Source organism: Kordia sp. (genome assembly GCF_045105435.1).
In the GTDB taxonomy this organism is placed as follows: Bacteria; Bacteroidota; Bacteroidia; order Flavobacteriales; family Flavobacteriaceae; genus Kordia.
In genome coordinates this window covers 1-21,533 of record NZ_JBGCDL010000267.1, presented here as the reverse complement: position 1 = coordinate 21,533, position 21,533 = coordinate 1, and the positions used below count along the sequence as shown (strand labels likewise).

The following is a 21,533-nucleotide window of genomic DNA, read 5'->3' as shown; positions in this document are numbered from 1 at the left end:
ACAATTGGCTGAATGAATTCGTCCGTAACACCTGCATCATAACTTTCTTGAATACTTTGTGTCGCATTTGAACTCAATGTTCCTTTTCCATGCACCAATGCATTGTATGCTAATTGTACGCGTTCCCAACGTTTATCTCGGTCCATTGCATAATAGCGACCTGTAATTGTTGCTAGTTTTGCATTTGCCTTTCGGCAGAACGTTTCCGTGCGCGCTATGAAATTCTTACCAGATTTTGGATCAACATCTCTACCATCTGTAAAGGCGTGAACAAATACATTGTCAAGTGAATAACTGCTTGCCAGATTGACTAAACCTTCCAAATGATTAATGTGTGAATGTACGCCACCATCAGAAACCAATCCTAAAAAATGAACTTTTTTATGATGGTCTTTTGCATGTTGTAATGCTTCTTTCAGTACAGCTTCTTCTTTTAGGGTATCATTTTGTATGGCTAAGTTAATTTTAGCCAAATCTTGATACACAATGCGGCCTGCGCCTAAATTCATGTGTCCAACTTCACTATTTCCCATTTGTCCTTCGGGCAAACCGACATTCATTCCGTCAGTCAATAAATTGGCGTTTGGATATTTTGTATATAAGCTATTGATAAATGGCACATTTGCGTTTGCAATGGCAGAAACTTTCGGATTTGGCGATTTTCCCCATCCATCTAAAATCATTAAAATGACTTTCTTATTCATGCGAGATAATTTTTTAAAAAATAAAAATAAGTGTATTTGATTACATAACACAACACAAACTCAAAAAACGCGGCTTTTTCGCAAAGGTTTATCAAATTCACAAAAAAAGACTGCCTTTTCTGTAAAAGCATCAAAGAATAGCTATTAAGAAACTCTTAAAAAAACCATACAAATTCTTAACATAATTCTATTCTTTAAGAACGCCTTAACAGATTTTACAGCAAAAAGTTAAGGAAGTGTTATAATTAAAAATTTGTTGCAACAATTTCTGATTGCTGTCGTCTCTTTAGCATAATCAAATTACACAAATCAATATTCATCAATTAAAAAAAACAACAAACATTATGAAAAAAACAATCTTTATGATCGCTCTTATAGTAGGAGCTTCATTCACTACGGCTAACGCAACTGAAACAAATGACGAATCAGCAACAGTAACCACAAACAAAGTAACAGTAACCAGCATTGTAAAAGTAAATTCTTTTTGCATTGCTATTGCAAAAGGTGACTTTGATACGGTAAAAAAAATGATTCAATTTGGAGAAAATGTAAACAAAACTTCCAACGGAAAAACACCATTAATGTATGCGGCTCGTTACAACAGAGTTGATATTATTAATTTATTATTAGAAAATGGTGCGAAAGTTGATGCAAAAGACAATAGTGGGCGTACTGCTATAGATTATGCAAAAATCTCTAAAGCATTGAAAGCTAAAAAAGTGTTAGAGAGCGCTTCAAAATAATTGCAAGATTACCTAAATAAGAAAGCCGTTTCTGTACAGAAACGGCTTTTGTTTTTTGCAATAACATCAATTTTAAACTGGCCATTTTTGACACTGATTGGCTCCGTAACATCTAGTAATATTAATGGTTTCTACAGGACATTGTCTAGAAGGTCCAGGTCTTCCTCCATTAATTACTGATTGATTCAGTTTGCTCACTTGTTTCTTGTTTAAACACAATTGGTTTCTCTTTTTTTTCATGGTTTTCTAATTAAAAGTTTACTAATGAGAAATATAAAAAGAAAAATAAACCTGTAGTTACTGTTTTACCATCGTTTTTTGAAGTTATATATTTTAAATGCTAAATGTTGAATTGTTATCAAAGTATAGTCTGAAACTTCGAATTTATGAATTGACAAAAAACGAATTGACGAAATTTAAAACGCTAAATATTAAATGTAAAAGTATTTTCCTAATACCTAATACCTAATACCCAACAACCTCTAACAGCGCATAGCGCGATCTAACGGATTACCTATAAGAATCAATCACTTCCTTAATTTTCTCAATTCTATTATCTGGATCGGGATGTGTACTTTGAAACTCAGGAACTCTATTTGGACCTGCTGCCGCTTTTAAAATTTGCATAACTTCAATCATTGCTTCTGGATTGTAACCAGAGTACATCATCAATTCTACGCCAAGTTTATCACTTTCTATTTCATCGTTACGCCCATTTTTAAGTAACTTATTCTGTCCCATACTACCAACTAAATTTCCCATATCAGCACCAACTGAAGCGCCTGCGGTAACGGTTTGCCAAAAGTCTGATTCTGCAATTCGTTCTGCGGAATGTCGTCCTAACACGTGTCCAATTTCATGTCCTAATACGCCAGCCAATTGTGCATCGTCCAATTTACTATACAAAGCATTGGTGATAAAAATTTGTCCGCCAGGCAAGGCAAATGCGTTAATTGATCGATTATCGGCAAGCAAATGAAATTCAAATTGGTAACCAGATTCTTTTGCCATACTCATGTTTACTAATTTTGCGCCAATCATATCTACACGTGCTTGTGCGCCAGGATCAGGATACAATCCGCCATATTCATTTGCCATGGCATTTCGATTTTGAAAACCGATAGCAATCTCTTTCTCAATACTCATATTGATGGTTTGCGTACGTCCTGTATATTGGTTTGTTTCACGGTTTGTACATTTCTTAAAAAAAGCAAATGCGACAATGGCAAGTCCGATCAACAATCTAATTTTTACATTATTTCCTCTCATGATATGTTAAATATGATGTTCTCTAAAATACAAACCTTATGATAGTAATTCTGGATTGATATCTAGAATATTTTCTTTAATATATGAATTGATAAACGCTTCGTTAAAATGCTCGCTTCCCATTAGTTTTTCTGCTTGGAGCATTTCTTTTACGTTCAATTTTCGGTATTCCTTCAACATTGGTTTTGAAAGTGGCGCATAACTGTAATGCCAAGGTTCGTATTTAAAACCTTTTCTGTTGGCACGATCGGTATATACAATATAAAAACCATAGGTGTTTGCATTTTTTTCTAGCCATTCGCGAAGTTTACAAAATGGACCGTCACCATGAAACTTTCTTGGAACCAACACATCGCCGCTATATTTTGTATTCTTATCAATAATATCAATATCGGTTGCCCAATGATGTCTGGAAGTTCCAGGAATCGTAGAATAGGTAATGATTTTTTTAATTGCTTTTATAGGAGATAATCCTTGTTTGGTAAAGCGTTTGTACTTGCGTTCCCAAATTCTATTTTGATGCGCATAATTGCGATAACTGGATACAACATGAATGTCAATACCTTCTTTTGCAGCCGCTGCGCGCATTTTTACAAAAGCGTCGTATGCTTCTTTTCGTAAAGAAAATCCTTTTCCAAAAACAGTCGGATTTCCTTTTCCAATCAATTCTAAAGGATTTGTATTTTTCTTATTGAATGCCATACTTGGAAAACTGTGCAAGGCAACAGCGCCCAATCCTAATAGCTTTGTGAAGTTTTTTCTATTCAAGTTGAAGTGATTTTAATAATTTATCAAACGAAAGATAGTAAATTTTTGAAGTCCTTGTATTTTCGTTAGCTGATTGAGTGGTATTTTTTTTGCAAGTTAGTGCCTATTTTTTGTTCAATACGTTTTAAGGGATTTAAAATAAAACAATAATTTTCAATCTACAATGTCTTAATCATAACAAAATGTAGTCCAATTTTCGGAATGGTAAACGGAACGTCATGCTTTGTATATCCTAATTTTTCGTAGAATCGTACGGCAATTTCGCGTGCGTTCATCCAAATAAACGTTCCGCCACGAGCGAGAATCATTTCTTCCGCTTTTTTTACCAATGCATCACCAATACCGCGTTTTTGAAAATTTGTTAAAACGGCCATGCCGCGCAACTGATACGCGTTTTTGTGATCTAACTCTTTATATGAATTTTTCATTAAAGTGACTACGCCAACCAATTCGTCATGTATGTAATAGCCTAAATGAAACGTAGTTGGAAAATCGTCTCCTGTAAATTGACAAGAATCTATTGGTTTTCCTTCGCGCAATACAGGATGACGTACTTTAAAAGCAGTTGTTGCGGTAATTTCTTTAATGCTAGATTTGGAAGTTTCCATATTCACAAAATATATACAATCCATCAAAAGTATAACTAATTTGGGAGTTGCTTTTGATCGAAATAAATTATTTTTGAATAAAAATTTACAACATGCAAATTACGTTTAAGTTACTTGATAGGGAAGAAGCTAAGATCATTTTGCCGTATCTTGATATTATGAATCATCAAAAAGTTCCGATGGATTTGTTAGCGGAGCGATTTGAAGAAATGTTGTCTCAAAATTATGAAGCATTCGCTATTTATGATCACGAGCAAATAATTGGTTGTTTTGGCTTGTGGAGTATGACGCGCCATTACTGCGGAAAAAGTTTTGAGCCAGATCATGTATATATTGAAGGAAATTACCAAAGCAAAGGAATTGGTGCACAATTATTCCAATGGATTGAAGCATATGGGAAAGAAAAAGGAGTGACGGCTATTGAATTAAACACGTATGTGGAAAATTTCCCATCGCATAAGTTCTATTATAATCAGGGATTTGTGGCGCGCGGCTATCATTTTTTGAAAAAAATCTAAAGAATTATTTGGAAAAGGTGTTTCTATTTTTCTATATTTGCACCCGCAATGCGAAAGTAGCTCAGTTGGTAGAGCGTCAGCCTTCCAAGCTGAATGTCGCCGGTTCGAACCCGGTCTTTCGCTCTTCAAAAGCCGATTCAGAAATGAATCGGCTTTTTTTATGGTAAAACCGTAAATAGATTTCGAAACTATCTTTAGTTTTAGGGTATAAACTTTAAATTAAAAATGAAATGAAAAAAAGACAATTCAAACAGAAGTTAAACTTTACAAAAGTTTCAATTTACGATTTATCAACAGTAAATGGAGGAAGAGCACAAGGAACACATTATGATCATTGTGACCCAGATCATACGAAGTTTCCAAGATGTATTGAAGAAGAAAGGTAGTAAAAACGAAAGCGGTTGTTGAGTTAGCTCAAGCAATCGCTTTTTTTTATGAAAATATAATTTCAGAACCAGTTTCTAGTTCGTAAGGTGTGTTGCCTTGTTCAAAAATTCGTGCGCTGTGTGTACCTTCAAGCGTAACTTTATCGCCTTTGACACGAACCCAACTTCCTTCTCTAATTCCTACCACAGGAAGCGTATTAAATTTATGAAACTCTTTAATTCGTGTTTCGCGCGTTTCGCCCATGTGCGTACTGCCTTCAATTGGGTCTAAATAATGTGGATTGATGTTAAAAGGAATTACACCTAGCGTTTTAAAACTTGGCGGATATATAATTGGCATATCATTTGTCGTTTGCATCGTAAGTCCGCAAATATTACTTCCTGCGCTTGTACCTAAATAGGGTGTTCCATCAAAAATAGCTTCTCGTAACGGTTGCATTACTTCCTGCTTGTATAATTGAGAAACCAATAAAAAAGTATTTCCGCCGCCAGTAAAAATTCCTTTTGCTTTTGTAATAGCTTCCACAGGATTTTCAAACTCATGAATGCCACGCAATGTTTTACCTATGTTGGTAAAAGCTTTTTGAACGGCGCTTGTATATGCATCGTGTGTAATTCCGCCAGGACGTGCATAGGGAATAAATAAAATTTCTTCCGTATCTTTATAAAACGAAGAAAGTTCGTCAAGGATATATCCTAAAGGACCGCTTCCGTGAACTGTGGAAGTACTAGCTGCTATGATGTTTTTCATAAGTTATAAAACTAAAATGGACACTAAATTGTAAAAGTAATCATTAAAAGGTTTTAACAAAAGTTTAATGTCCGTTGGCATTTTTTTAAGGACAAAAATTAAGTTCTTTATATTTAAAATAAAACAACACCAATTTAACCAACAATACCATCAATATGAAACTAAAATTACTTCTATTTTCTCTCTTTATTACCACTTTACTGTTTGCACAAGATGCGGAACGTAAAATTTTACGTGGTGCTGTTATTTACAGAAATGTTAAAGTAGTAGGTGTTAATATTGTAAATAATACGACAAGTAAAGGCGCAGTAACAAACAATAAAGGAGAGTTTGAAATTCGTGTAAAAAAGGATGACATTTTAATTTTTTCTTCTGTTCAGTATACAATTCAAGAAATCGTAATTACAGACAAAATTATCAATAATAATCGATTAGTTGTTGAGGTGAAAGAAAAAATAGAAGCGTTGGATGAAGTGGTGATTAGTCCTGAAAATCAAGATAAATTTTTAGACTTTCAAGAAAAACAAATTACAAAATACAAAGACTATCAATTTGCAGATGACCGATATTCGGAAGTGAAAAATGAAGCGTTAGGGCAAACAAATTTTCAAGGAGCAAACATTCTTGGATTGGTTGGAATGCTTGCGAATGCTATTTTCAAAAAGAAAAAAGGGAGAAGGGAAAAAGCAAAACCTATTTATGAACGTACTAGTTTTAACGAAATTCGTTATCGCTACAAAGATGAATTTTTCACGGAAAACTTAGGAATTCCAAAAGATCAAATCAGTGCTTTCTTATATCATTGTGATGATCAAATGCCGCCTGAAGATATTTTTCTTACTAAAAATGAATTCTTAATGATTGATTTTATGGTAAAAGAAAGCAAGGAATATCTGGAAACGATCAAAACAAAAAATTAAAACAGCAGATACAGCTTTAAATTTCTAAATTGGAATGCTTTTTGGATATCTTTGTCGCAATACTATAAACGTCGTATACATTTATGAAAATTCAAAAAATAATTCTTCTATGTATAGCCATTCCGCTATTGGCATTTACAAGCGCACATAAATTTTATGTAAGTGTTATGAATATTGAACACAACACATCTGAAAAAACATTACAAATTACAACTCGAATTTTTATTGATGATTTTCAGCATGTTTTAAATGAACGTTACGATCTTAAAGAAGAGTTGACTACTGAAAAAGAAACAAAAGTAGTAGAGGGAATGATGCAAAAGTATCTTACTAAAAAAATAAAGATTTGGGTAAATGGCGGATTAAGGTCATTTAACTTTCTTGGAAAAAAATATGAAGAGGATGTTGCTGTATGTTATTTAGAGATTGAAGCGGTTGACATAGTAAATTCCCTAGAAATAGAAAACAGAGTTTTGTATGAAATAGAGGACGATCAGCAGAATTTAGTACACGCAAAAGTCAACAATACACGCAAAAGCTTATTATTAGTGAAAGAAAACGATAAAGGTTTGTTAAAATTTTAACAAAAAATTTTCAAAATGGTTACTTTTAGTGTCTGAAAAACACAAACCTATTTTACAAACCTAATGAAACGTATACATCTTTACATTCTTGCTTTCCTATTTATGGGAGCAAATCTTGTCATAGCACAAGAAACTACAAAAGACAAAAAGCCACAGGGACATATTAATAATAATAAGTTTCGACAACTCTATCAAGAGTTCTCAACTCCAAATATGTACAGAACAGCTTCCGGAGCTCCTGGAAAAGCATATTACCAACAACAAGCCGATTATGAAATGGACATTGAGTTGGATGATAAAAATCAAAAGTTATACGGAGTAGAAACAATTACGTATACAAACAACTCTCCAGACGATTTAGAATACCTTTGGGTACAATTAGATCAAAATGTACGTGCCAAGAACTCACAAGCAAAACTTAAAAATGGAGGACGTGTTCCACGTTTGCAACGTACATCTACATTTATAAATAGTTATGTTGCCGATCCTTTTGATGGTGGATTCAATATCGATTATGTGAAAAATGCCAAAGGAAAACCAATGAACTTTACCATCAATCAAACGATGATGCGTATTGATTTACCACAAGCATTAGAGTCGGGAGACAAAGTATCTTTCTCTATCAAATGGTGGTACAATATTAACAATCACGTTACAAAAAGAGGTCGCTCTGGATACGAATTTTTCTCAAAAGATGGAAACCGTGCGTATGTAATTGCACAATTCTTTCCTCGTATGGCTGTCTACAATGATGTAGAAGGATGGCAAAACTATCAATTTTGGGGGAATGGTGAATTTGCATTGCCATTTGGAAACTACGAAGTAAATATTACAGTACCTGCTGATCACGTTTTAGATGCAACAGGAGAGCTGCAAAATAGAAAAAACGTATACTCAAAAGAAATGATGAAGCGTTACGAACGTGCTTCAAAATCTTATGATAAGCCTGTAATTATTGTAACACAAGAAGAAGCAGAAGCTGCTGAAAAAGACTTTTCAAACAAAAAGAAAACATGGAAATTTAACGCTGAAAATGTACGAGATTTTGCTTTTGCATCGTCACGTAAATTTATCTGGGACATGCAAGCTGTAAACATTAATGGTAAAAAGGTAATGGCAGTTTCAATGTATCCGAAAGAAGGAAATCCACTTTGGGAAGAATACTCAACTAAAGCAGTAGTAAGTACTTTAAAAACATATTCAAATCACACATTCGGTTATCCATATCACAAAGCAATCTCTGTACATGCTAAAAATCAAGGAATGGAATATCCTATGATTTGCTGGAATTACGGACGTCCAAGTGAAGATGGAACGTATTCAGAACGCACAAAATTTGGAATGATCAGTGTAATTATTCACGAAGTAGGACACAACTTTTTCCCAATGATTGTAAACTCAGATGAGCGTCAATGGGGATGGATGGACGAAGGTTTAGATACTTTTATGCAATACTTAGCAGAGCAAGACTTTGCAAAGGCGCATCCAGAATCGGTATCGTCAACAGGAGGAAAATATCCTTCGCGTAGAGGTGAAGCTTCTAAAATTGTTCCTTACATGAAAGGTGGACAAGATCGTTTATCGCCAATAATGTCAAACCCAGAAAACGTATTCCAATTAGGTCCAAATGCTTATGGAAAGCCTGCAACTGGATTAAACATTCTTCGTGAAACAATAATGGGACATGAAGCATTTGATCACGCATTTAAAACCTATGCACAACGTTGGATGTTTAAACACCCAACTCCAGAAGACTTTTTTAGAACAATGGAAGATGCTTCAGGAATTGATTTAGATTGGTTTTGGAGAGGATGGTTTTACACAACTGACTTTGTAGATATCGGAATTGAAAGCGTAAAAAAATACCAAGTAGGAACGCGTAAAACTGGAAGAGGAACTTTTGTATATTTTGTGCCAGAAGATGACGATAGTTATGTAAAAGAAAACGAAGGGAAATCGGTTATTAAGAATGACGAAACGCTTAAAGAATATTTAATGGATAACTTCTCTTCGGAAGAAAGAGCTGCAATGGACGATCCAAAATATTTTTATGAAGTAGCTTTCAACAAGCCAGGTGGTTTAGTAATGCCAATTATTGTTGAATGTACGTATGAAGATGGAACGACAGAAATGATGAAATATCCTGTTCAAATTTGGAGAAAAAATGATGCGCGTGCAAAAATTGTAATTGCATCAGACAAAAAAATCAAAAACTTACAATTAGATCCAAAACTTGAAACTGCTGACATTGATGTTACAAACAATGTATGGCCAAACGAAAATGGACAATCAGACTTCAATAAATTTAAAGAAGACAAAGTAAAGCAATAACTACTATTGCAAAATAAAAAACTAAAAAAACCAGCTTAATTGCTGGTTTTTTTATATCATACTATTTACTTGATTATATTTGTATAATAATTGAACAAAATATGACATTATTTATTAGTGGTGGAGAAATATTTGTAATCATGCTGATTGTAGTTATGGTGTTTGGTGCGGATAAAATTCCTGAAATTGCGCGCGGTTTAGGAAAAGGAATGCGTCAACTAAAAGATGCAACCAACGAAATAAAACATGAAATTCAAAAAAGTGCAGAAGATAACGCAATAGATACAGACATTGCAAGCGATGTTCAAAATGAAATAAACAAAGTAAAAGAAGATATCGAAGACATGTCTGGACCTATCAAAAGGCAATTCTAATGCTCGATGGATTACTTACATACGATAAAGAATTACTCATCTACTTAAATAATTTAGGCGATATGAAGTTTGAAGCCTTTTGGCTTTTTATAACAAGTTTCGTCTATTGGATTCCATTATTACTCTTTATATTTTATAAAATCTACAAGAAATTCTCTTTAGATAAAGCTCGATATATTATTGGATTCGGAATATTAATCTTAGTATCTTCATTACTCATTGTAGAGCTTGTAAAAATAGGTGTAGAGCGTATGCGACCTTGTAACGATCCTACCGTAGCGCCATTTATTAACATCATCATACAGCCAGAAAACTATAGTTTCTTCTCAGGGCATGCAACTGTTTCAGTGGCATTTACTACTTTCTTAGTTTTAATGCTAAAAAATGTTTTTAATTGGATTCGACTACTATATATATGGCCAGTACTCTTCATATATAGTCGACTGTATTTTGGTGTACACTATCCATCTGATATCATCATGGGAATTATTGTAGGAATTATGATTGGAGTTGCATTTCATCGAATTTGCAATGCACGCATAGTAAAATTACGAATTTATTAATATATTCGTTAAAATTTTAACCAATCAACAATAAAGCATGAAAAATCTTAACCTGAAACTAGCTGTGTTTATAGCTGCTTTCGGCGTAATTTCTTGTTCTAACGATGCACCAATCGATACCATAGAAGAAGAAAGCAATGTTGTTTTAGTACAACGTACGCCACTTACACCAACTCAAATTAACGCGAAAATCAACGAAACCATTTCTAATCGTGAACTGTTTGAATGGACAAACATGGACGCACATACAATATGGAGTGCTACCGTTCATGGAGATCAAATTTTAACCATTGGATATGGAGATGATGAAAATGATTTCAACAAAGAAACTTCGAATGCAGAAGGAATAAAAAACCGACTCATTCAACGAATTGCCGCAGTAGAAAGCAATGGACAAAAGAAAGTAAAAGATTTCTTAATTGAAGAAGATGACAAACTCAATATCATCGATGTAAAAATTGAAGACTTGGCTACTGTACAAGATTTATTAGCTCAAAAAGGAATCCGCTACATTGAACCAGCAGGTTACAGATACTTAGACCATGAAGTAACTGCAAAATCCGGAGCTGGTTGCGGATATGAATCAGCAACGCTAAACCCAGCAGATTATACAACGGTAGCGCCAGGAGCAAAAGTACCTTGGACATTTTATGAGAATAACATTGTGTCGGCTTGGAATTATAGTACTGGAGCTGGTGTTGGAATTGGTGTAATTGACACTGGTTTAACACCAAACAACTCCCTAATGAATGGAAACTTTAACGATGGATATTCTTCAGGAAGATACGTTCAAAAATATGGTACGTATGTAGATTCAGTATGGCCTTGGTCAAGAAGAACTGATGGGCCAAATGATCGTTGCGGGCACGGAACAAGCATGACAGCTGTAGCTACTGCACCACGAAATAACAATGGTATGCCAGTTGGAGTTGCATATAATGCAAATTTAATTAGCTATCGTGGAACAAAAAATGTACTTTTAAACGGTTATCACGAGCAAAGAGGTGTGGCTAATGCATTAACGGCATTAGGAAATAGAAGCGATGTAAAGATCATTTCTATGTCTATTGGACACATCTTTTCTGTAGGTAGAATCAAGGATGCGGTGCGATATGCAAATAATAGAGGAAAATTAATCTTCGCAGCGGGTGGAACTTCAACAAGTTTTACTAACTTTGTAGGAGTTATATTTCCAGCATCAATGAGTGAAACAGTTGCCGTAACAGGAGTAACTGATGCAAACTTCTATGAAGAATGCGATATTTGCCACAAAGGAAGCAAAATTGATTTCACCGTGGTAATGCAACGTGATGGTAACGGAAGTAGAACAACGCCAGTATTAAGTTACTATAACAACCAAACCGATTATGTAGGTGGTTCGTCAGTAGCAACGGCAACAACAGCAGGAATTGCGGCTTTAGTATGGTCAAGACATCCAAGCTGGTCAAAAACGCAAGTATTAAACAGATTGAAACAATCTGCAGATTTCTATCCAAACAAAAACTCTCAGTATGGATATGGAAATATAGACGCATTGCAAGCAGTTCAATAGAACAGTTGGCATATTTAGTTTAGTAAATAGGGAGAAACTCTCGTCGTAATGGCGAGAGTTTTTTTAATTTTTGTGAAACTCAATTTTGAGAAGTCTTTCTAATACCGATGAAAATCGGGATCTCGCATTTTTACAAAGACAACACTTTAGTTTGTATATAAATCATTGAAATAGACTCGTCGTAGGAAGAGTTCTCTTTCTTTTATTGATGAGGTATTTTTAGGTAGATGGATTTTCTCGTAATGATGTTATATAATCAATACGTCTTTTCGATTTTAAATTGAGCAAAGCGAAATGAAAAATTGTATCGAGAAATACTTTGAATTCAAATAGCTTATTGTATCGTAGTATTTCTCGATACAATTTTCTCCGAAAATCACTCGAAAAAGACGTTTTGAAATTTATGAGTTTAAGGTTTGAAACTAAATGTAGAAAACAAATCAACGAATTAAAGAATCAACAAACAACAGGTAACAAAGAAGTTTATAAGCTTAACAGTTTAACCCTTGAAAAAAAGCTGGAAGTAAATAACTTAACCGACAACCGACAATCAACTACAACACTCGACTAATCGTCAATCCATCTCTAATAGGTAATAAAACGGTTTCTACGCGTGGATCTTTTTTTAAAAGTGAATTATATTTTAGCAAAGCTCTTGTGGAAATATCTCTGTCATGAACTGGTTCAATCACTTTTCCGCTCCATAAAACATTGTCAGATAAAATGACACCTTTCGGATGCATCTTTTTAATAATCGCATGAAAATACGCTGGATAATTAGGTTTGTCAGCATCAATAAAAACCAAATCGAATTTTGTATCTAAAGTTGGAATAATCTCCAAAGCATCTCCCGTATACTGATGCATTTGATCTCCATACGGAGAAGCATCAAAATACTTGCGTTGAAAATCGTGCAACTCTTCGTTGATATCAATGGTGTGTAAAGCGCCATCTTTCTGCATTCCTTCCGCCAAGCACAAAGCGGAATAACCTGTGTACGTTCCGATCTCTAAAATAGTTTTTGGCGCTATTATTTTTGACAACATACTCAGCACTCTTCCCTGATAATGTCCGCTCAACATACGCGGTTGCAATACCTTTTGGTAGGTTTCGCGCGTTAAGGCTTTCAACAAATCGGGTTCGTTCTCAGAATGTGCAACTACATATTCATCTAAAGCTTCTGAAATAAAATGCATAACAATTGAATTTGCACAAAAATATCAATTTAAAAAATAATCCCGCAAAAGTAAATTACAAAATGATAGATATCTTTTTATTACCAAAATGGAATACGTATTTTTGGTAAAAATAGCATTCAATATGTTTCAAAATACATTGGCGTTCGCGCAAGCACAAGACGCAAAAGATCCGCTGAAAAGTTACCGAACAAAATTTCACATTCCGAAAGATGCTAACGGGAATGAATGGTTATATTTCTGTGGAAATTCACTCGGATTGCAACCAAAAGTAACTCAAGAATACATTCAGCAAGAGCTAAAAGATTGGGCAAACTTAGGTGTAGAAGGTCATTTTGATGCTAAAAACCCTTGGATGCCTTATCATGAGTTTCTTACCGAAAACATGGCAAAAATAGTAGGAGCAAAGCCAATAGAAGTCGTGATAATGAATACATTGACGACGAATTTACACTTATTGATGGTTTCTTTCTATCAACCCACAAAAACCAAATATAAAATTGTCATTGAAAGTGATGCGTTTCCATCAGATCGATATGCGGTAGAATCGCAATTAAAATTTCATGGATTCGATCCAAAAGAAGGATTGTTAGAGTGGAAACCACGCGAAGGCGAAGAATTGCTTCGTATAGAAGATTTAGAAGCGATGTTGGAAGCTGAAGGTGACGAAATTGCCTTGTTGATGATTGGTGGCGTAAATTACTATACAGGACAATATTTAGACATAAAAAAAATAGCTGAACTCGGACATGCAAAAGGTGCCATGGTCGGAATTGATTTGGCACATGGCGCAGGAAATATTCAACCGAATTTACACGATTCAAACGTAGATTTTGCCGCTTGGTGTACATATAAATACATGAATTCTGGGCCTGGAAGTTTGGCAGGCTTGTTCGTTCATGAAAGACATGCACATAATAAAGAATTGAACCGATTTGCAGGTTGGTGGGGACATGATAAGGAAACGCGTTTTAATATGCGATTTGACTTTAATCCAATTCCAGGTGCTGAAAGTTGGCAATTGAGTAATCCGCCAATATTATCAATGGCAGCAATTAAAGCTTCGCTCGATATGTTTGATGAGGTTGGAATGGACGCTTTGCGCGAGAAATCGGAAAAGTTAACAGCGTATTTTGAATATTTAATTAATGAAGTTGCAACCGATCGCATTAAAATAATTACACCTTCAAATCCAGCTGAAAGAGGTTGTCAATTATCGATTCAAGTGAAAAATGCTGACAAATCATTACATCAAAAATTGATGGATAAACATATTATTTCCGATTGGCGCGAACCAGATGTAATTCGCTGTGCGCCAGTTCCATTATACAATACTTTTGAAGATGTTTACAAAATGGTAGACGAACTTAAAAAATGCTTATAACATGCAAACGAAAGAAAATATACTCATAGTTGGCGCAGGATTGTGCGGTTCATTATTAGCACTGCGTTTAGGACAACGCGGTTATAAAGTTACCGTAATGGAAAGTCGTCCCGATTTACGAAAAGTAGATATTTCTGCGGGAAGATCGATCAATTTAGCATTTTCAGATAGAGGAATTAAAGCCATGAATATGGTAGGAATTACGGATAAAGTGATGCCATTATGTATTCCGATGCATGGACGTTTGGTACACGATATTGAAAGCAACACGTTCATGTCTAATTATTCTGGTCGTGATGACGAATATATCAATTCGATTTCGCGAGGCGATCTAAATGCACTTTTACTCACAGAAGCAGAAGAACATGAAGCGGTTGATATAACGTTCAATAAAAAATGTACGGGAATTGATATTGAGGGAAATATAGCAACGTTCTATTGTTACGAAACCAAAAAAGAAATGCAAGTCAGTGCCGATGTTATTATCGGAACAGATGGTGCAGGTTCAATTTTACGAAAAAGTTATTACTTGGAGCGTAAATTTTTATTTAGCTATTCGCAGAATTATCTCAGTCACGGATATAAAGAATTAAGTATTCCTCCAACGGCAGCAGGCGGATTTCGCACAGAAAAAAACGCATTGCATATTTGGCCACGAGGCGATTTTATGATTATTGCTTTGCCAAACTTGGATGGAAGTTTTACAGTAACCTTGTTTTTATCGTATGATGAAGGCGAATACAACTTCAACAATTTAACGACGGAAGCGCGTGTACAGGAATTTTTTGAAGCGCAATTTCCAGATTTAGTTCCATTGATTCCGGAGTTGACCAAAGAATACTTTGAAAACCCAACTGCGCCGTTAGGAACCGTAAAATGTTCGCCGTGGTCGTATAAAAATAATACCTTATTAATGGGCGATGCTGCGCATGCAATTGTGCCGTTTTATGGACAAGGGATGAATGCTTCTTTTGAAGATGTTGTAGTGTTTAACCAGATTTTAGACAAACATGAAGGCAATTGGGAAACCGTTTTTAAAGTGTACGAAAAAGCACGCAAAAAAGATACAGATGCTATTGCTGATTTAGCCATTGATAATTATTATGAAATGCGCGATCATGTAGCAAATCCGATTTTTAAAGATAAGCGAAAACTGGAAATGGACTTGGAAAAGAACTTTCCAGCACAGTATTTTTCTAAATATTCAATGGTAACGTTTAATGAAGATATTCCGTATAGTAAAGCGATGGAAATTGGACGTGCGCAAGATAAAGCATTGTTGAATATGATTGCAGATGATGAAATTGATACAACAGCTGATTTACAAGAAATTCTGAAAAAAGTACAAGCAGAAACCAACGAAATTTTAGACGAAGACAATGTTGCCAAAACGATGAAGCATTAATTGTTCTTTCAAAAAATAAAACCATCTTAAAAGTTGAAAATTTCAGCAAACGGATAGATGTTTAGCATGAACGCTTGAAAACTTTTAAAATGGTTCTTTTGGTAATTTACAAATATTTAGTAAGAACTTAATTCATCAATAACAGCTTTGATGCCTTTTTGAAAACCATTGTAAAAGTCATCTTTTTTAAACTCTGGCACAATAATTTTATTTATGATTTCTAAACTTTCTTCATCGGTAAGTTGTTGTAATACGCCAATTCCATTATGAATCCATACACGGCGATCTTTCATGTACAATGCAATTAAAACACCATTTTCTTGATCGCTTTCTCCAATTTCCCAATGATTTGCCAAATCTAAAGAATACTCTGCCAATCCTGAATAATCTTGAATAGAAGTCAACGTAACAATCACAATTTCTTGGTTTGTTTCGGTTTTGTAACTCTTAATTACCTCTATTAATTTAGCTTCTTGTTCGTCAGATAAAATATTGTCAAAATCATTAACAAGTCCAACAGGCATAGGGAAGTTTGCCTTAGCTGCATGTTTACCAATAAATGATTTGGAGTGCACTTGGTGAGTTGCTTCACAACTAATACAAAGTGTGATGAGCAAACAAAAGAGTAGGCTTTTGAATTTCATAATAGGCTATTGAGATCGATTTGGGTCTTTGCAAGATAAGAAATTCAATTATATATTGTTAATTTTTATCAATATAAAGTTAGAATTTTTAAACAAAAACTTAGAATTTAATGATTCTGTCTATTTGTCATCAGTCTTTGTCAACTCTTTAATAATAGCTTCAATAGCTTTACGTGTTCCAGTATAATAATCATTATTTTGAAATGACGGAATTATTTGTGTATCAACAATATACTTTGTTTCTGCGTCGGTTAATTCACTAATAATACCATCTCCATTCTGAATCCAAAGCATTCTATTTCTTTTACTAATCGTAATTAAAACACCATTATTTTTGTCTTTTAATCCAACGCCCCAATAATTTGCCAGCGCAAAAGAATACTCTTGAATGTTGTCATAAGTTTTTAAATCGTCAATGGTTACCAAAGCAATTTGATTGGTCGTCTCCGCTTCATGCGCTTTTACTAAGTTAAGTAAGTTTGTTTCTTCTGCTTCCGAAAAAATGTCTTCAAAATCATTAATAAATCCAATAGGTTTCGGAAAAATAGTATTAGTATATTCTCTATTTGTTTCAGGAAACGTTTCTTTTTTTTCAGTAACACAAGAGATACTTAAAAGTAAAAAGCAAAGGATGAATATGTTTTTATAGTGCATAAATTACTGCTTAATTGATATATAAATAGTTTAGTCTAGGTTTATAATAAAATGTTACATCATAGCTTCCAAAGCTGCTTTTATCAAGTTGGTATAAATTTTCTTTGTGTTTTTTTCACAACATCATATAATCGTCAATATATTTTTCTCGTACCAATTCTTTTTTTGATGGAAAATCTAGTTCTACCAAAACAAATTTTTCGGCCAATTTGATAAAGGCATTTTTAGAAAAATAATTCTTTTCTAATTCAATGCAAGCACCACACCAATCGGAACCTGTAAAAAATAGTAACATTGGTTTTTCTAGCTCAGCACTTACTTTTTTTGCTTTTTGGTAATCTAAATACCATCGTAAATTATGGCTGTCCGTTTTAACATGTTTCCCTGTTTTTTGTGCTTGAAGATTGCAAGTAATAAACAAGCAAAATAGCATTGTGGTTACAAATTTCATGGTGTTGGTTTTAATGTTGACAGTAAGATATTGAATTTTAAAGAAATTCAACAATTACAACTCACAATATTCTAACCAATGCATTGATTTTGCAAGTTGTTTTGAACTAAATTCTAAGTGTAATACACGTCTTTGTTTGTGATTTGTGGTTCTGTTAGATGCATGAAGCGTTAACGGTTTCATTAACATGACGCCACCTTTTTCAACTTCACAAATATGTTCGGTTTCGGTTTTCCAATCAATTGTTTCAGGTCTGAAAATTCCTTTTAGATGTGAATTTGGAATTAGTTTTAATGCGCCATTTTCTTTTTCGGTTTTGTCTAAATGAACGCGTATCGTAACAATATTTTCTAAAATTGTTAGTGGTGGTTGTACGCCAAATTGCCCTTTTTTAAATGTCCAATTCTTATAGTTTGAAACGTCTTCTTTTCGATCTACAGAAATACTCAAATCTTGATGATAGGCTACAAACCAATTAGATTCACTAGGTTTATCAAAATAAATTGCTTTTGTCAAAAAATAAGGTGCATCAAAAAGAGTAGCTAATAATTCGTGAAGTTTTTTTGTAAATACCAACGGTTTCAACGCTGGAATTTTGGTGATAACTTGTCTTATGGCGAATAAATTTTTGGAGCTTTCTGCTAGTTCTTGTTCAGCAGTAGCTTTTTCAATACAGTCAATAACCTTTGCAATCTCTGAATCAAGATACATGTTATCTAGTACTGCAAAGCCGTTTTTATTTAGTGAATTTATATGAGTGGTGTTTTGGTTCAAGGTGTTTGTGTCTTAAACAAATATAGTGATGAATTTGGTAGTTATTTATAATTTAGAAATGATTTCATACTAAATTGTCTCTTCATGCTTCTCATAAATAGTTTCTCCTGTAGAATCATCTGACACATACGAAATCCATTGAAAATTACATTTAGTACATTCAAATAGTGTATGATTATAGTAGCCATCAAACAAAACTTTTACTTCCTTTAAATTTTCTGTAGTAGGCTTTTTATGATATTCATGTCGAAGTTTACAATCGCAAGCAGCTGTTGATTTTTTCAGTACTTCTTCAAACTCCAAATCCAAAATAAAATCATACAAGCGTGAGGAAATAAGCTGTTTATTAATCTTAGTATACAAACTACTTTCTATAGGAAGTTTTTCAAAATGTTTTGAATATATCCGAACCATCGTAGTCGTTATAGGAAAGTCAATACCGTTCAATTTGTGTTCTTCTCTAATCAAGCGATCAAACTGACCTAATAGCGAATTCCAATCGCTCAACTGTTCTCTAAAGGGAAGTGTGCTAAAGGTTTTCCAATTAAAATTGAGAATGGAGTTTAGGTAGTCTTCAAGTCTTTCGTGGAAGGTCATTGTTTTTTATTCATTTATGGCTTTCGTTTGTCTTGCAATTTCTTCGTCTAAAATGGTTAACTGCAAATTGTATTTATCGGTATGTTCACTAAGCGCTTTTTTCGTCAGCTCATATAATTTTAATCGCAATTCACTGTAAATCAAAACTTTTTTGTTGTGCGCAATCAAATCTGCAGGTAAGTTTTCAATCGTACTTGCTTGCTTTACAATTTCAATATTTTCTTTCCATTTTGGAATTACTTCTTTATTCAAGGCAAGAATAAGTCCAAAATCACTGTCCATTCGAGCTTTTACATACGCAATCATTAATTCGTCTTCATTTGTATGAAACTTTTCCATTTTAGCGATATATAAATTCTCCGCTTTCACATCTGTTGAGAAATAGATGAATCCAAAAATACTAAGCACTAAAATTAATAAAGACACAATACCAACTGCTACAGCGCGCCATATTGAATAAAAAGGATAGTTGTTTTCTTCATGTTGTTTAAAAATACCTCCAAAAGCTTGCTCTGCCCAAACAACGATAATACCAGTATAGATTGCAGGCAAAATTACATTTGGAACTTTGGCTATGATGTTTTCTGGAATTGAAAATATAAGTACAAAAAGTGCAATGGTAACAGCAATTGAAATGATAAGGATATTGTTTCCTTTCTGTGTTTCTTGTAATTGTTTGTAGTTTTCGCTCACTAGGTAGCCTGCAGCGATAGGTCCGCCAATAAATGTGGCAATTCCAATAGCTCTTTTTGTATAAAATGTACAGTTTTCGGTATTAATTTCTTTTTGCATGCTAAGTTTTAAGGGAGTTTAAAAGTTTGATGAATGAAAAACCAAATATATGAATCGCAGCTTATTTAGAACTTTAATCAACAATACATTGTTTAATTTTTTTCAAGCCAATCTCTAATCCAGAAAGGATTTCATTTTTTGATACATGTTGCATCATTTTGTTTTCAATGGCTAGTTGAGACTCATTACTGATGTAACCGCGTATATTTTTTCCAATAGTTAATTTTACTTGCTTTTCTTTTGGACTAAGATGAATGGTTAAACAATCTTCTCCATTAATCCGTAAAGCAGTAGCATGTTCTTTTTCAAGGTCATACGCTTCTAAACTTTTCGGGTAGTTTGCAATTGACATAGTAAACTTAGAGAGGTCATGCTTTTTTAATATATTAAATGCAACTAGACTCATTGGTTCTTCGAAACCAACTGTTTTAAATCCTAAAAAAGTCTTAATTCTATATTTTAAATACTGTAGTGTTTTAATGAGTTTAACTCTGGTAGTATTATATTTTAGTTTCCAAAGATTCATTTTTTTAATTTTAAATAGTCGTTAAGAGATGTGCAATTTTTTTTTACGCTAATTTTTGACTGTTCTTCAATTTTTACCAAAACTTCCACCACTTTTTTATTCTTTTCAAATATGCTACACCAACTTCTCTTTAAAAAATGCAATAGTGCGTGTCCAAGCCAATGTCGCCGCTTTTTTGTCGTAACGCGGTGTTGTATTGTTGTGAAAACCATGGTTTACATTCGGATAAAAATGTGCTTTATGATCAATTTTATTAGCTTTTAGTACTTTTTCGTATGCTTCCCATCCTGCATTGACACGTTTGTCCAAATCTGCATATTGTAACAACAAAGGCGCTTTTACTTTGGCAGCATCTTCGTCGTTTGGTTGTCTGCCATAAAAAGGAACTGCAGCATACAAATCATCTAATTTCACAGCCATCATATTCGAAATCCATCCGCCAAAACAAAAACCAACAACACCTACTTTTCCATTACAGTTTGGATGTTTCTTTAAATATTCGAACGCAGCAATAAAATCTTCTAACATTTCATTTCGATCACGTTTTTTCTGCATCGTTCTTCCATCATCATCATTTCCTGGATAACCGCCTAAAGGTGACAATGCATCAGGTGCCAAACTTATAAAACCTTCCATTGCTGTACGTCTTCCAACATCTTCAATATACGGATTCAATCCTCTATTTTCATGGACTACAATCACACCAGGGACTTTTGTTTTTGTGTCTTTTGGTAAGGAAAGTAAGCCTTTTATCTCGCCGCCACCTTTTGGAGAATTGTACATAATATAATCTGATTGTAACTTCGGATCATCTTTCGCAACTTGCGCTGTAGTTCTGTAATTAGGCGACATAAAACTTAACAAAGCACCAACCGTAACACTTCCTACGGCATATAAGGAAAGTCGTTCCATAAACTGACGACGTCCAATTTTACTATGCGCATAATCGTCATACAAATCGAACACTTCTTGTTTGATGTCTTCTTTTTTAAGTTCGCTCATGATTTAAGGTTTTTTTGGTTGATCTAAAGTTACGGAA

Annotated in this window: 25 protein-coding genes, 1 tRNA gene and 1 pseudogene; 12 read left to right on the top strand and 15 right to left on the bottom strand. The window is 34.0% G+C overall.

Annotated elements, in window-relative coordinates; translation table 11 throughout:
* A pseudogene (locus tag AB8B65_RS13875) lies at positions 1-704 on the bottom strand (2,3-bisphosphoglycerate-independent phosphoglycerate mutase); the annotation flags it as partial.
* A gap of 344 nt (positions 705-1,048) precedes the next feature.
* On the opposite strand from AB8B65_RS13875, the gene AB8B65_RS13870 reads away from it, so the two are divergent.
* Positions 1,049-1,447, top strand: a complete 399-nt coding sequence (locus AB8B65_RS13870; RefSeq protein WP_405301723.1) for an ankyrin repeat domain-containing protein — start codon at positions 1,049-1,051, stop codon at positions 1,445-1,447.
* Positions 1,448-1,519: 72 nt separating this feature from the next.
* On the opposite strand, the gene AB8B65_RS13865 is transcribed toward AB8B65_RS13870, so the two are convergent.
* From AB8B65_RS13865 to AB8B65_RS13850, 4 genes are all read right to left on the bottom strand, one after another.
* Positions 1,520-1,687: a hypothetical protein gene (locus AB8B65_RS13865; protein ID WP_405301722.1), complete on the bottom strand. Its 168-nt coding sequence runs from the start codon at positions 1,685-1,687 to the stop codon at positions 1,520-1,522.
* 270 nt (positions 1,688-1,957) lie between these two features.
* A complete protein-coding gene (locus AB8B65_RS13860; RefSeq protein ID WP_405301721.1) occupies positions 1,958-2,716 on the bottom strand; it encodes a M48 family metalloprotease in 759 nt (252 codons plus the stop codon).
* Positions 2,717-2,752: 36 nt separating this feature from the next.
* A complete protein-coding gene (locus tag AB8B65_RS13855; protein WP_405301720.1) occupies positions 2,753-3,484 on the bottom strand; it encodes a M15 family metallopeptidase in 732 nt (243 codons plus the stop codon).
* A gap of 158 nt (positions 3,485-3,642) precedes the next feature.
* Positions 3,643-4,116, bottom strand: coding sequence for a GNAT family N-acetyltransferase (locus tag AB8B65_RS13850; RefSeq protein WP_405301719.1), 474 nt, complete (start codon positions 4,114-4,116; stop codon positions 3,643-3,645).
* A gap of 68 nt (positions 4,117-4,184) precedes the next feature.
* On the opposite strand from AB8B65_RS13850, the gene AB8B65_RS13845 reads away from it, so the two are divergent.
* From AB8B65_RS13845 to AB8B65_RS13835, 3 genes are all read left to right on the top strand, one after another.
* Positions 4,185-4,610 carry a GNAT family N-acetyltransferase gene (locus tag AB8B65_RS13845; RefSeq protein ID WP_405301718.1) on the top strand — a complete coding sequence of 142 codons (426 nt, stop codon included), beginning with the start codon at positions 4,185-4,187 and terminating at the stop codon, positions 4,608-4,610.
* A 50-nt stretch (positions 4,611-4,660) separates the two neighbouring features.
* Positions 4,661-4,733 (top strand) — tRNA-Gly (locus tag AB8B65_RS13840).
* A 107-nt stretch (positions 4,734-4,840) separates the two neighbouring features.
* Positions 4,841-4,996 (top strand): hypothetical protein, encoded by a 156-nt coding sequence (locus tag AB8B65_RS13835; RefSeq protein WP_405301717.1) that lies wholly within the window; start codon positions 4,841-4,843, stop codon positions 4,994-4,996.
* A gap of 46 nt (positions 4,997-5,042) precedes the next feature.
* Here the strand turns inward: AB8B65_RS13835 and pepE are convergent, their stop codons facing one another.
* On the bottom strand, positions 5,043-5,747 hold the full coding sequence (gene pepE, locus AB8B65_RS13830) for a dipeptidase PepE (RefSeq protein WP_405301716.1): 705 nt from the start codon (positions 5,745-5,747) through the stop codon (positions 5,043-5,045).
* Between the two features lie 155 nt (positions 5,748-5,902).
* On the opposite strand from pepE, the gene AB8B65_RS13825 reads away from it, so the two are divergent.
* The 6 genes from AB8B65_RS13825 (at position 5,903) to AB8B65_RS13800 (ending at position 12,071) form a co-directional block, all read left to right on the top strand.
* Positions 5,903-6,667, top strand: a complete 765-nt coding sequence (locus tag AB8B65_RS13825; RefSeq protein ID WP_405301714.1) for a carboxypeptidase-like regulatory domain-containing protein — start codon at positions 5,903-5,905, stop codon at positions 6,665-6,667.
* An 83-nt stretch (positions 6,668-6,750) separates the two neighbouring features.
* Entirely contained in the window at positions 6,751-7,251 is a 501-nt protein-coding gene (locus tag AB8B65_RS13820; protein ID WP_405301713.1) for a DUF6702 family protein, read from the top strand.
* Between the two features lie 63 nt (positions 7,252-7,314).
* Complete coding sequence (locus tag AB8B65_RS13815; RefSeq protein WP_405301711.1) at positions 7,315-9,582, top strand: M1 family metallopeptidase; 2,268 nt, start codon at positions 7,315-7,317, stop codon at positions 9,580-9,582.
* Positions 9,583-9,683: 101 nt separating this feature from the next.
* Entirely contained in the window at positions 9,684-9,956 is a 273-nt protein-coding gene (locus AB8B65_RS13810) for a twin-arginine translocase TatA/TatE family subunit (RefSeq protein WP_405301710.1), read from the top strand.
* The gene (locus AB8B65_RS13805; RefSeq protein WP_405301709.1) at positions 9,956-10,519 is read left to right on the top strand and encodes a phosphatase PAP2 family protein; all 564 of its coding nucleotides are present in this window, start codon (positions 9,956-9,958) and stop codon (positions 10,517-10,519) included. Before AB8B65_RS13810 ends, AB8B65_RS13805 begins: the two co-directional genes overlap by 1 nt.
* A 37-nt stretch (positions 10,520-10,556) precedes the next feature.
* Positions 10,557-12,071: a S8 family peptidase gene (locus AB8B65_RS13800; RefSeq protein WP_405301708.1), complete on the top strand. Its 1,515-nt coding sequence runs from the start codon at positions 10,557-10,559 to the stop codon at positions 12,069-12,071.
* A 554-nt stretch (positions 12,072-12,625) separates the two neighbouring features.
* Here the strand turns inward: AB8B65_RS13800 and AB8B65_RS13795 are convergent.
* Complete coding sequence (locus AB8B65_RS13795) at positions 12,626-13,267, bottom strand: O-methyltransferase (protein WP_405301707.1); 642 nt, start codon at positions 13,265-13,267, stop codon at positions 12,626-12,628.
* 88 nt (positions 13,268-13,355) lie between these two features.
* Here AB8B65_RS13795 and kynU point away from each other — a divergent pair, with 88 nt between their 5' ends.
* Positions 13,356-14,651, top strand: coding sequence for a kynureninase (gene kynU, locus AB8B65_RS13790; RefSeq protein ID WP_405301706.1), 1,296 nt, complete (start codon positions 13,356-13,358; stop codon positions 14,649-14,651).
* 1 nt (position 14,652) lies between these two features.
* Positions 14,653-16,056, top strand: coding sequence for an FAD-dependent oxidoreductase (locus AB8B65_RS13785; RefSeq protein WP_405301704.1), 1,404 nt, complete (start codon positions 14,653-14,655; stop codon positions 16,054-16,056).
* Positions 16,057-16,172: 116 nt separating this feature from the next.
* Here the strand turns inward: AB8B65_RS13785 and AB8B65_RS13780 are convergent, their stop codons facing one another.
* From AB8B65_RS13780 to AB8B65_RS13745, 8 genes are all read right to left on the bottom strand, one after another.
* A complete protein-coding gene (locus AB8B65_RS13780) occupies positions 16,173-16,700 on the bottom strand; it encodes a TPM domain-containing protein (RefSeq protein ID WP_405301702.1) in 528 nt (175 codons plus the stop codon).
* Positions 16,701-16,820: 120 nt separating this feature from the next.
* Entirely contained in the window at positions 16,821-17,354 is a 534-nt protein-coding gene (locus AB8B65_RS13775; protein WP_405301700.1) for a TPM domain-containing protein, read from the bottom strand.
* A 115-nt stretch (positions 17,355-17,469) separates the two neighbouring features.
* The gene (locus AB8B65_RS13770; RefSeq protein WP_405301699.1) at positions 17,470-17,805 is read right to left on the bottom strand and encodes a thioredoxin family protein; all 336 of its coding nucleotides are present in this window, start codon (positions 17,803-17,805) and stop codon (positions 17,470-17,472) included.
* A gap of 54 nt (positions 17,806-17,859) precedes the next feature.
* Positions 17,860-18,579, bottom strand: a complete 720-nt coding sequence (locus tag AB8B65_RS13765) for a phytanoyl-CoA dioxygenase family protein (RefSeq protein WP_405301698.1) — start codon at positions 18,577-18,579, stop codon at positions 17,860-17,862.
* A gap of 69 nt (positions 18,580-18,648) precedes the next feature.
* Positions 18,649-19,176, bottom strand: a complete 528-nt coding sequence (locus AB8B65_RS13760; RefSeq protein ID WP_405301697.1) for a hypothetical protein — start codon at positions 19,174-19,176, stop codon at positions 18,649-18,651.
* A gap of 6 nt (positions 19,177-19,182) precedes the next feature.
* Positions 19,183-19,968 carry a hypothetical protein gene (locus AB8B65_RS13755; RefSeq protein WP_405301696.1) on the bottom strand — a complete coding sequence of 262 codons (786 nt, stop codon included), beginning with the start codon at positions 19,966-19,968 and terminating at the stop codon, positions 19,183-19,185.
* Between the two features lie 73 nt (positions 19,969-20,041).
* On the bottom strand, positions 20,042-20,494 hold the full coding sequence (locus AB8B65_RS13750; RefSeq protein ID WP_405301695.1) for a hypothetical protein: 453 nt from the start codon (positions 20,492-20,494) through the stop codon (positions 20,042-20,044).
* A 114-nt stretch (positions 20,495-20,608) separates the two neighbouring features.
* Complete coding sequence (locus tag AB8B65_RS13745) at positions 20,609-21,496, bottom strand: dienelactone hydrolase family protein (protein WP_405301694.1); 888 nt, start codon at positions 21,494-21,496, stop codon at positions 20,609-20,611.
* Between the last annotated feature and the right edge of the window lie 37 nt (positions 21,497-21,533).

Excerpts from the sequence above, each read along its gene's own strand:
- AB8B65_RS13810 (WP_405301710.1), top strand. The coding sequence starts at position 9,684 with ATGACATTATTTATTAGTGGTGGAGAAATATTTGTAATCATGCTGATT.
- AB8B65_RS13750 (WP_405301695.1), bottom strand. The coding sequence starts at position 20,494 with ATGAATCTTTGGAAACTAAAATATAATACTACCAGAGTTAAACTCATT.
- AB8B65_RS13820 (WP_405301713.1), top strand. The coding sequence starts at position 6,751 with ATGAAAATTCAAAAAATAATTCTTCTATGTATAGCCATTCCGCTATTG.
- AB8B65_RS13860 (WP_405301721.1), bottom strand. The coding sequence starts at position 2,716 with ATGAGAGGAAATAATGTAAAAATTAGATTGTTGATCGGACTTGCCATT.
- AB8B65_RS13745 (WP_405301694.1), bottom strand. The coding sequence starts at position 21,496 with ATGAGCGAACTTAAAAAAGAAGACATCAAACAAGAAGTGTTCGATTTG.
- AB8B65_RS13835 (WP_405301717.1), top strand. The coding sequence starts at position 4,841 with ATGAAAAAAAGACAATTCAAACAGAAGTTAAACTTTACAAAAGTTTCA.
- AB8B65_RS13805 (WP_405301709.1), top strand. The coding sequence starts at position 9,956 with ATGCTCGATGGATTACTTACATACGATAAAGAATTACTCATCTACTTA.
- AB8B65_RS13760 (WP_405301697.1), bottom strand. The coding sequence starts at position 19,176 with ATGACCTTCCACGAAAGACTTGAAGACTACCTAAACTCCATTCTCAAT.
- AB8B65_RS13845 (WP_405301718.1), top strand. The coding sequence starts at position 4,185 with ATGCAAATTACGTTTAAGTTACTTGATAGGGAAGAAGCTAAGATCATT.
- AB8B65_RS13780 (WP_405301702.1), bottom strand. The coding sequence starts at position 16,700 with ATGAAATTCAAAAGCCTACTCTTTTGTTTGCTCATCACACTTTGTATT.
- AB8B65_RS13775 (WP_405301700.1), bottom strand. The coding sequence starts at position 17,354 with ATGCACTATAAAAACATATTCATCCTTTGCTTTTTACTTTTAAGTATC.
- AB8B65_RS13865 (WP_405301722.1), bottom strand. The coding sequence starts at position 1,687 with ATGAAAAAAAAGAGAAACCAATTGTGTTTAAACAAGAAACAAGTGAGC.
- AB8B65_RS13870 (WP_405301723.1), top strand. The coding sequence starts at position 1,049 with ATGAAAAAAACAATCTTTATGATCGCTCTTATAGTAGGAGCTTCATTC.
- pepE (WP_405301716.1), bottom strand. The coding sequence starts at position 5,747 with ATGAAAAACATCATAGCAGCTAGTACTTCCACAGTTCACGGAAGCGGT.
- AB8B65_RS13785 (WP_405301704.1), top strand. The coding sequence starts at position 14,653 with ATGCAAACGAAAGAAAATATACTCATAGTTGGCGCAGGATTGTGCGGT.
- AB8B65_RS13800 (WP_405301708.1), top strand. The coding sequence starts at position 10,557 with ATGAAAAATCTTAACCTGAAACTAGCTGTGTTTATAGCTGCTTTCGGC.
- AB8B65_RS13850 (WP_405301719.1), bottom strand. The coding sequence starts at position 4,116 with ATGGATTGTATATATTTTGTGAATATGGAAACTTCCAAATCTAGCATT.
- AB8B65_RS13815 (WP_405301711.1), top strand. The coding sequence starts at position 7,315 with ATGAAACGTATACATCTTTACATTCTTGCTTTCCTATTTATGGGAGCA.
- AB8B65_RS13795 (WP_405301707.1), bottom strand. The coding sequence starts at position 13,267 with ATGCATTTTATTTCAGAAGCTTTAGATGAATATGTAGTTGCACATTCT.
- kynU (WP_405301706.1), top strand. The coding sequence starts at position 13,356 with ATGGAATACGTATTTTTGGTAAAAATAGCATTCAATATGTTTCAAAAT.
- AB8B65_RS13825 (WP_405301714.1), top strand. The coding sequence starts at position 5,903 with ATGAAACTAAAATTACTTCTATTTTCTCTCTTTATTACCACTTTACTG.
- AB8B65_RS13770 (WP_405301699.1), bottom strand. The coding sequence starts at position 17,805 with ATGAAATTTGTAACCACAATGCTATTTTGCTTGTTTATTACTTGCAAT.
- AB8B65_RS13755 (WP_405301696.1), bottom strand. The coding sequence starts at position 19,968 with ATGCAAAAAGAAATTAATACCGAAAACTGTACATTTTATACAAAAAGA.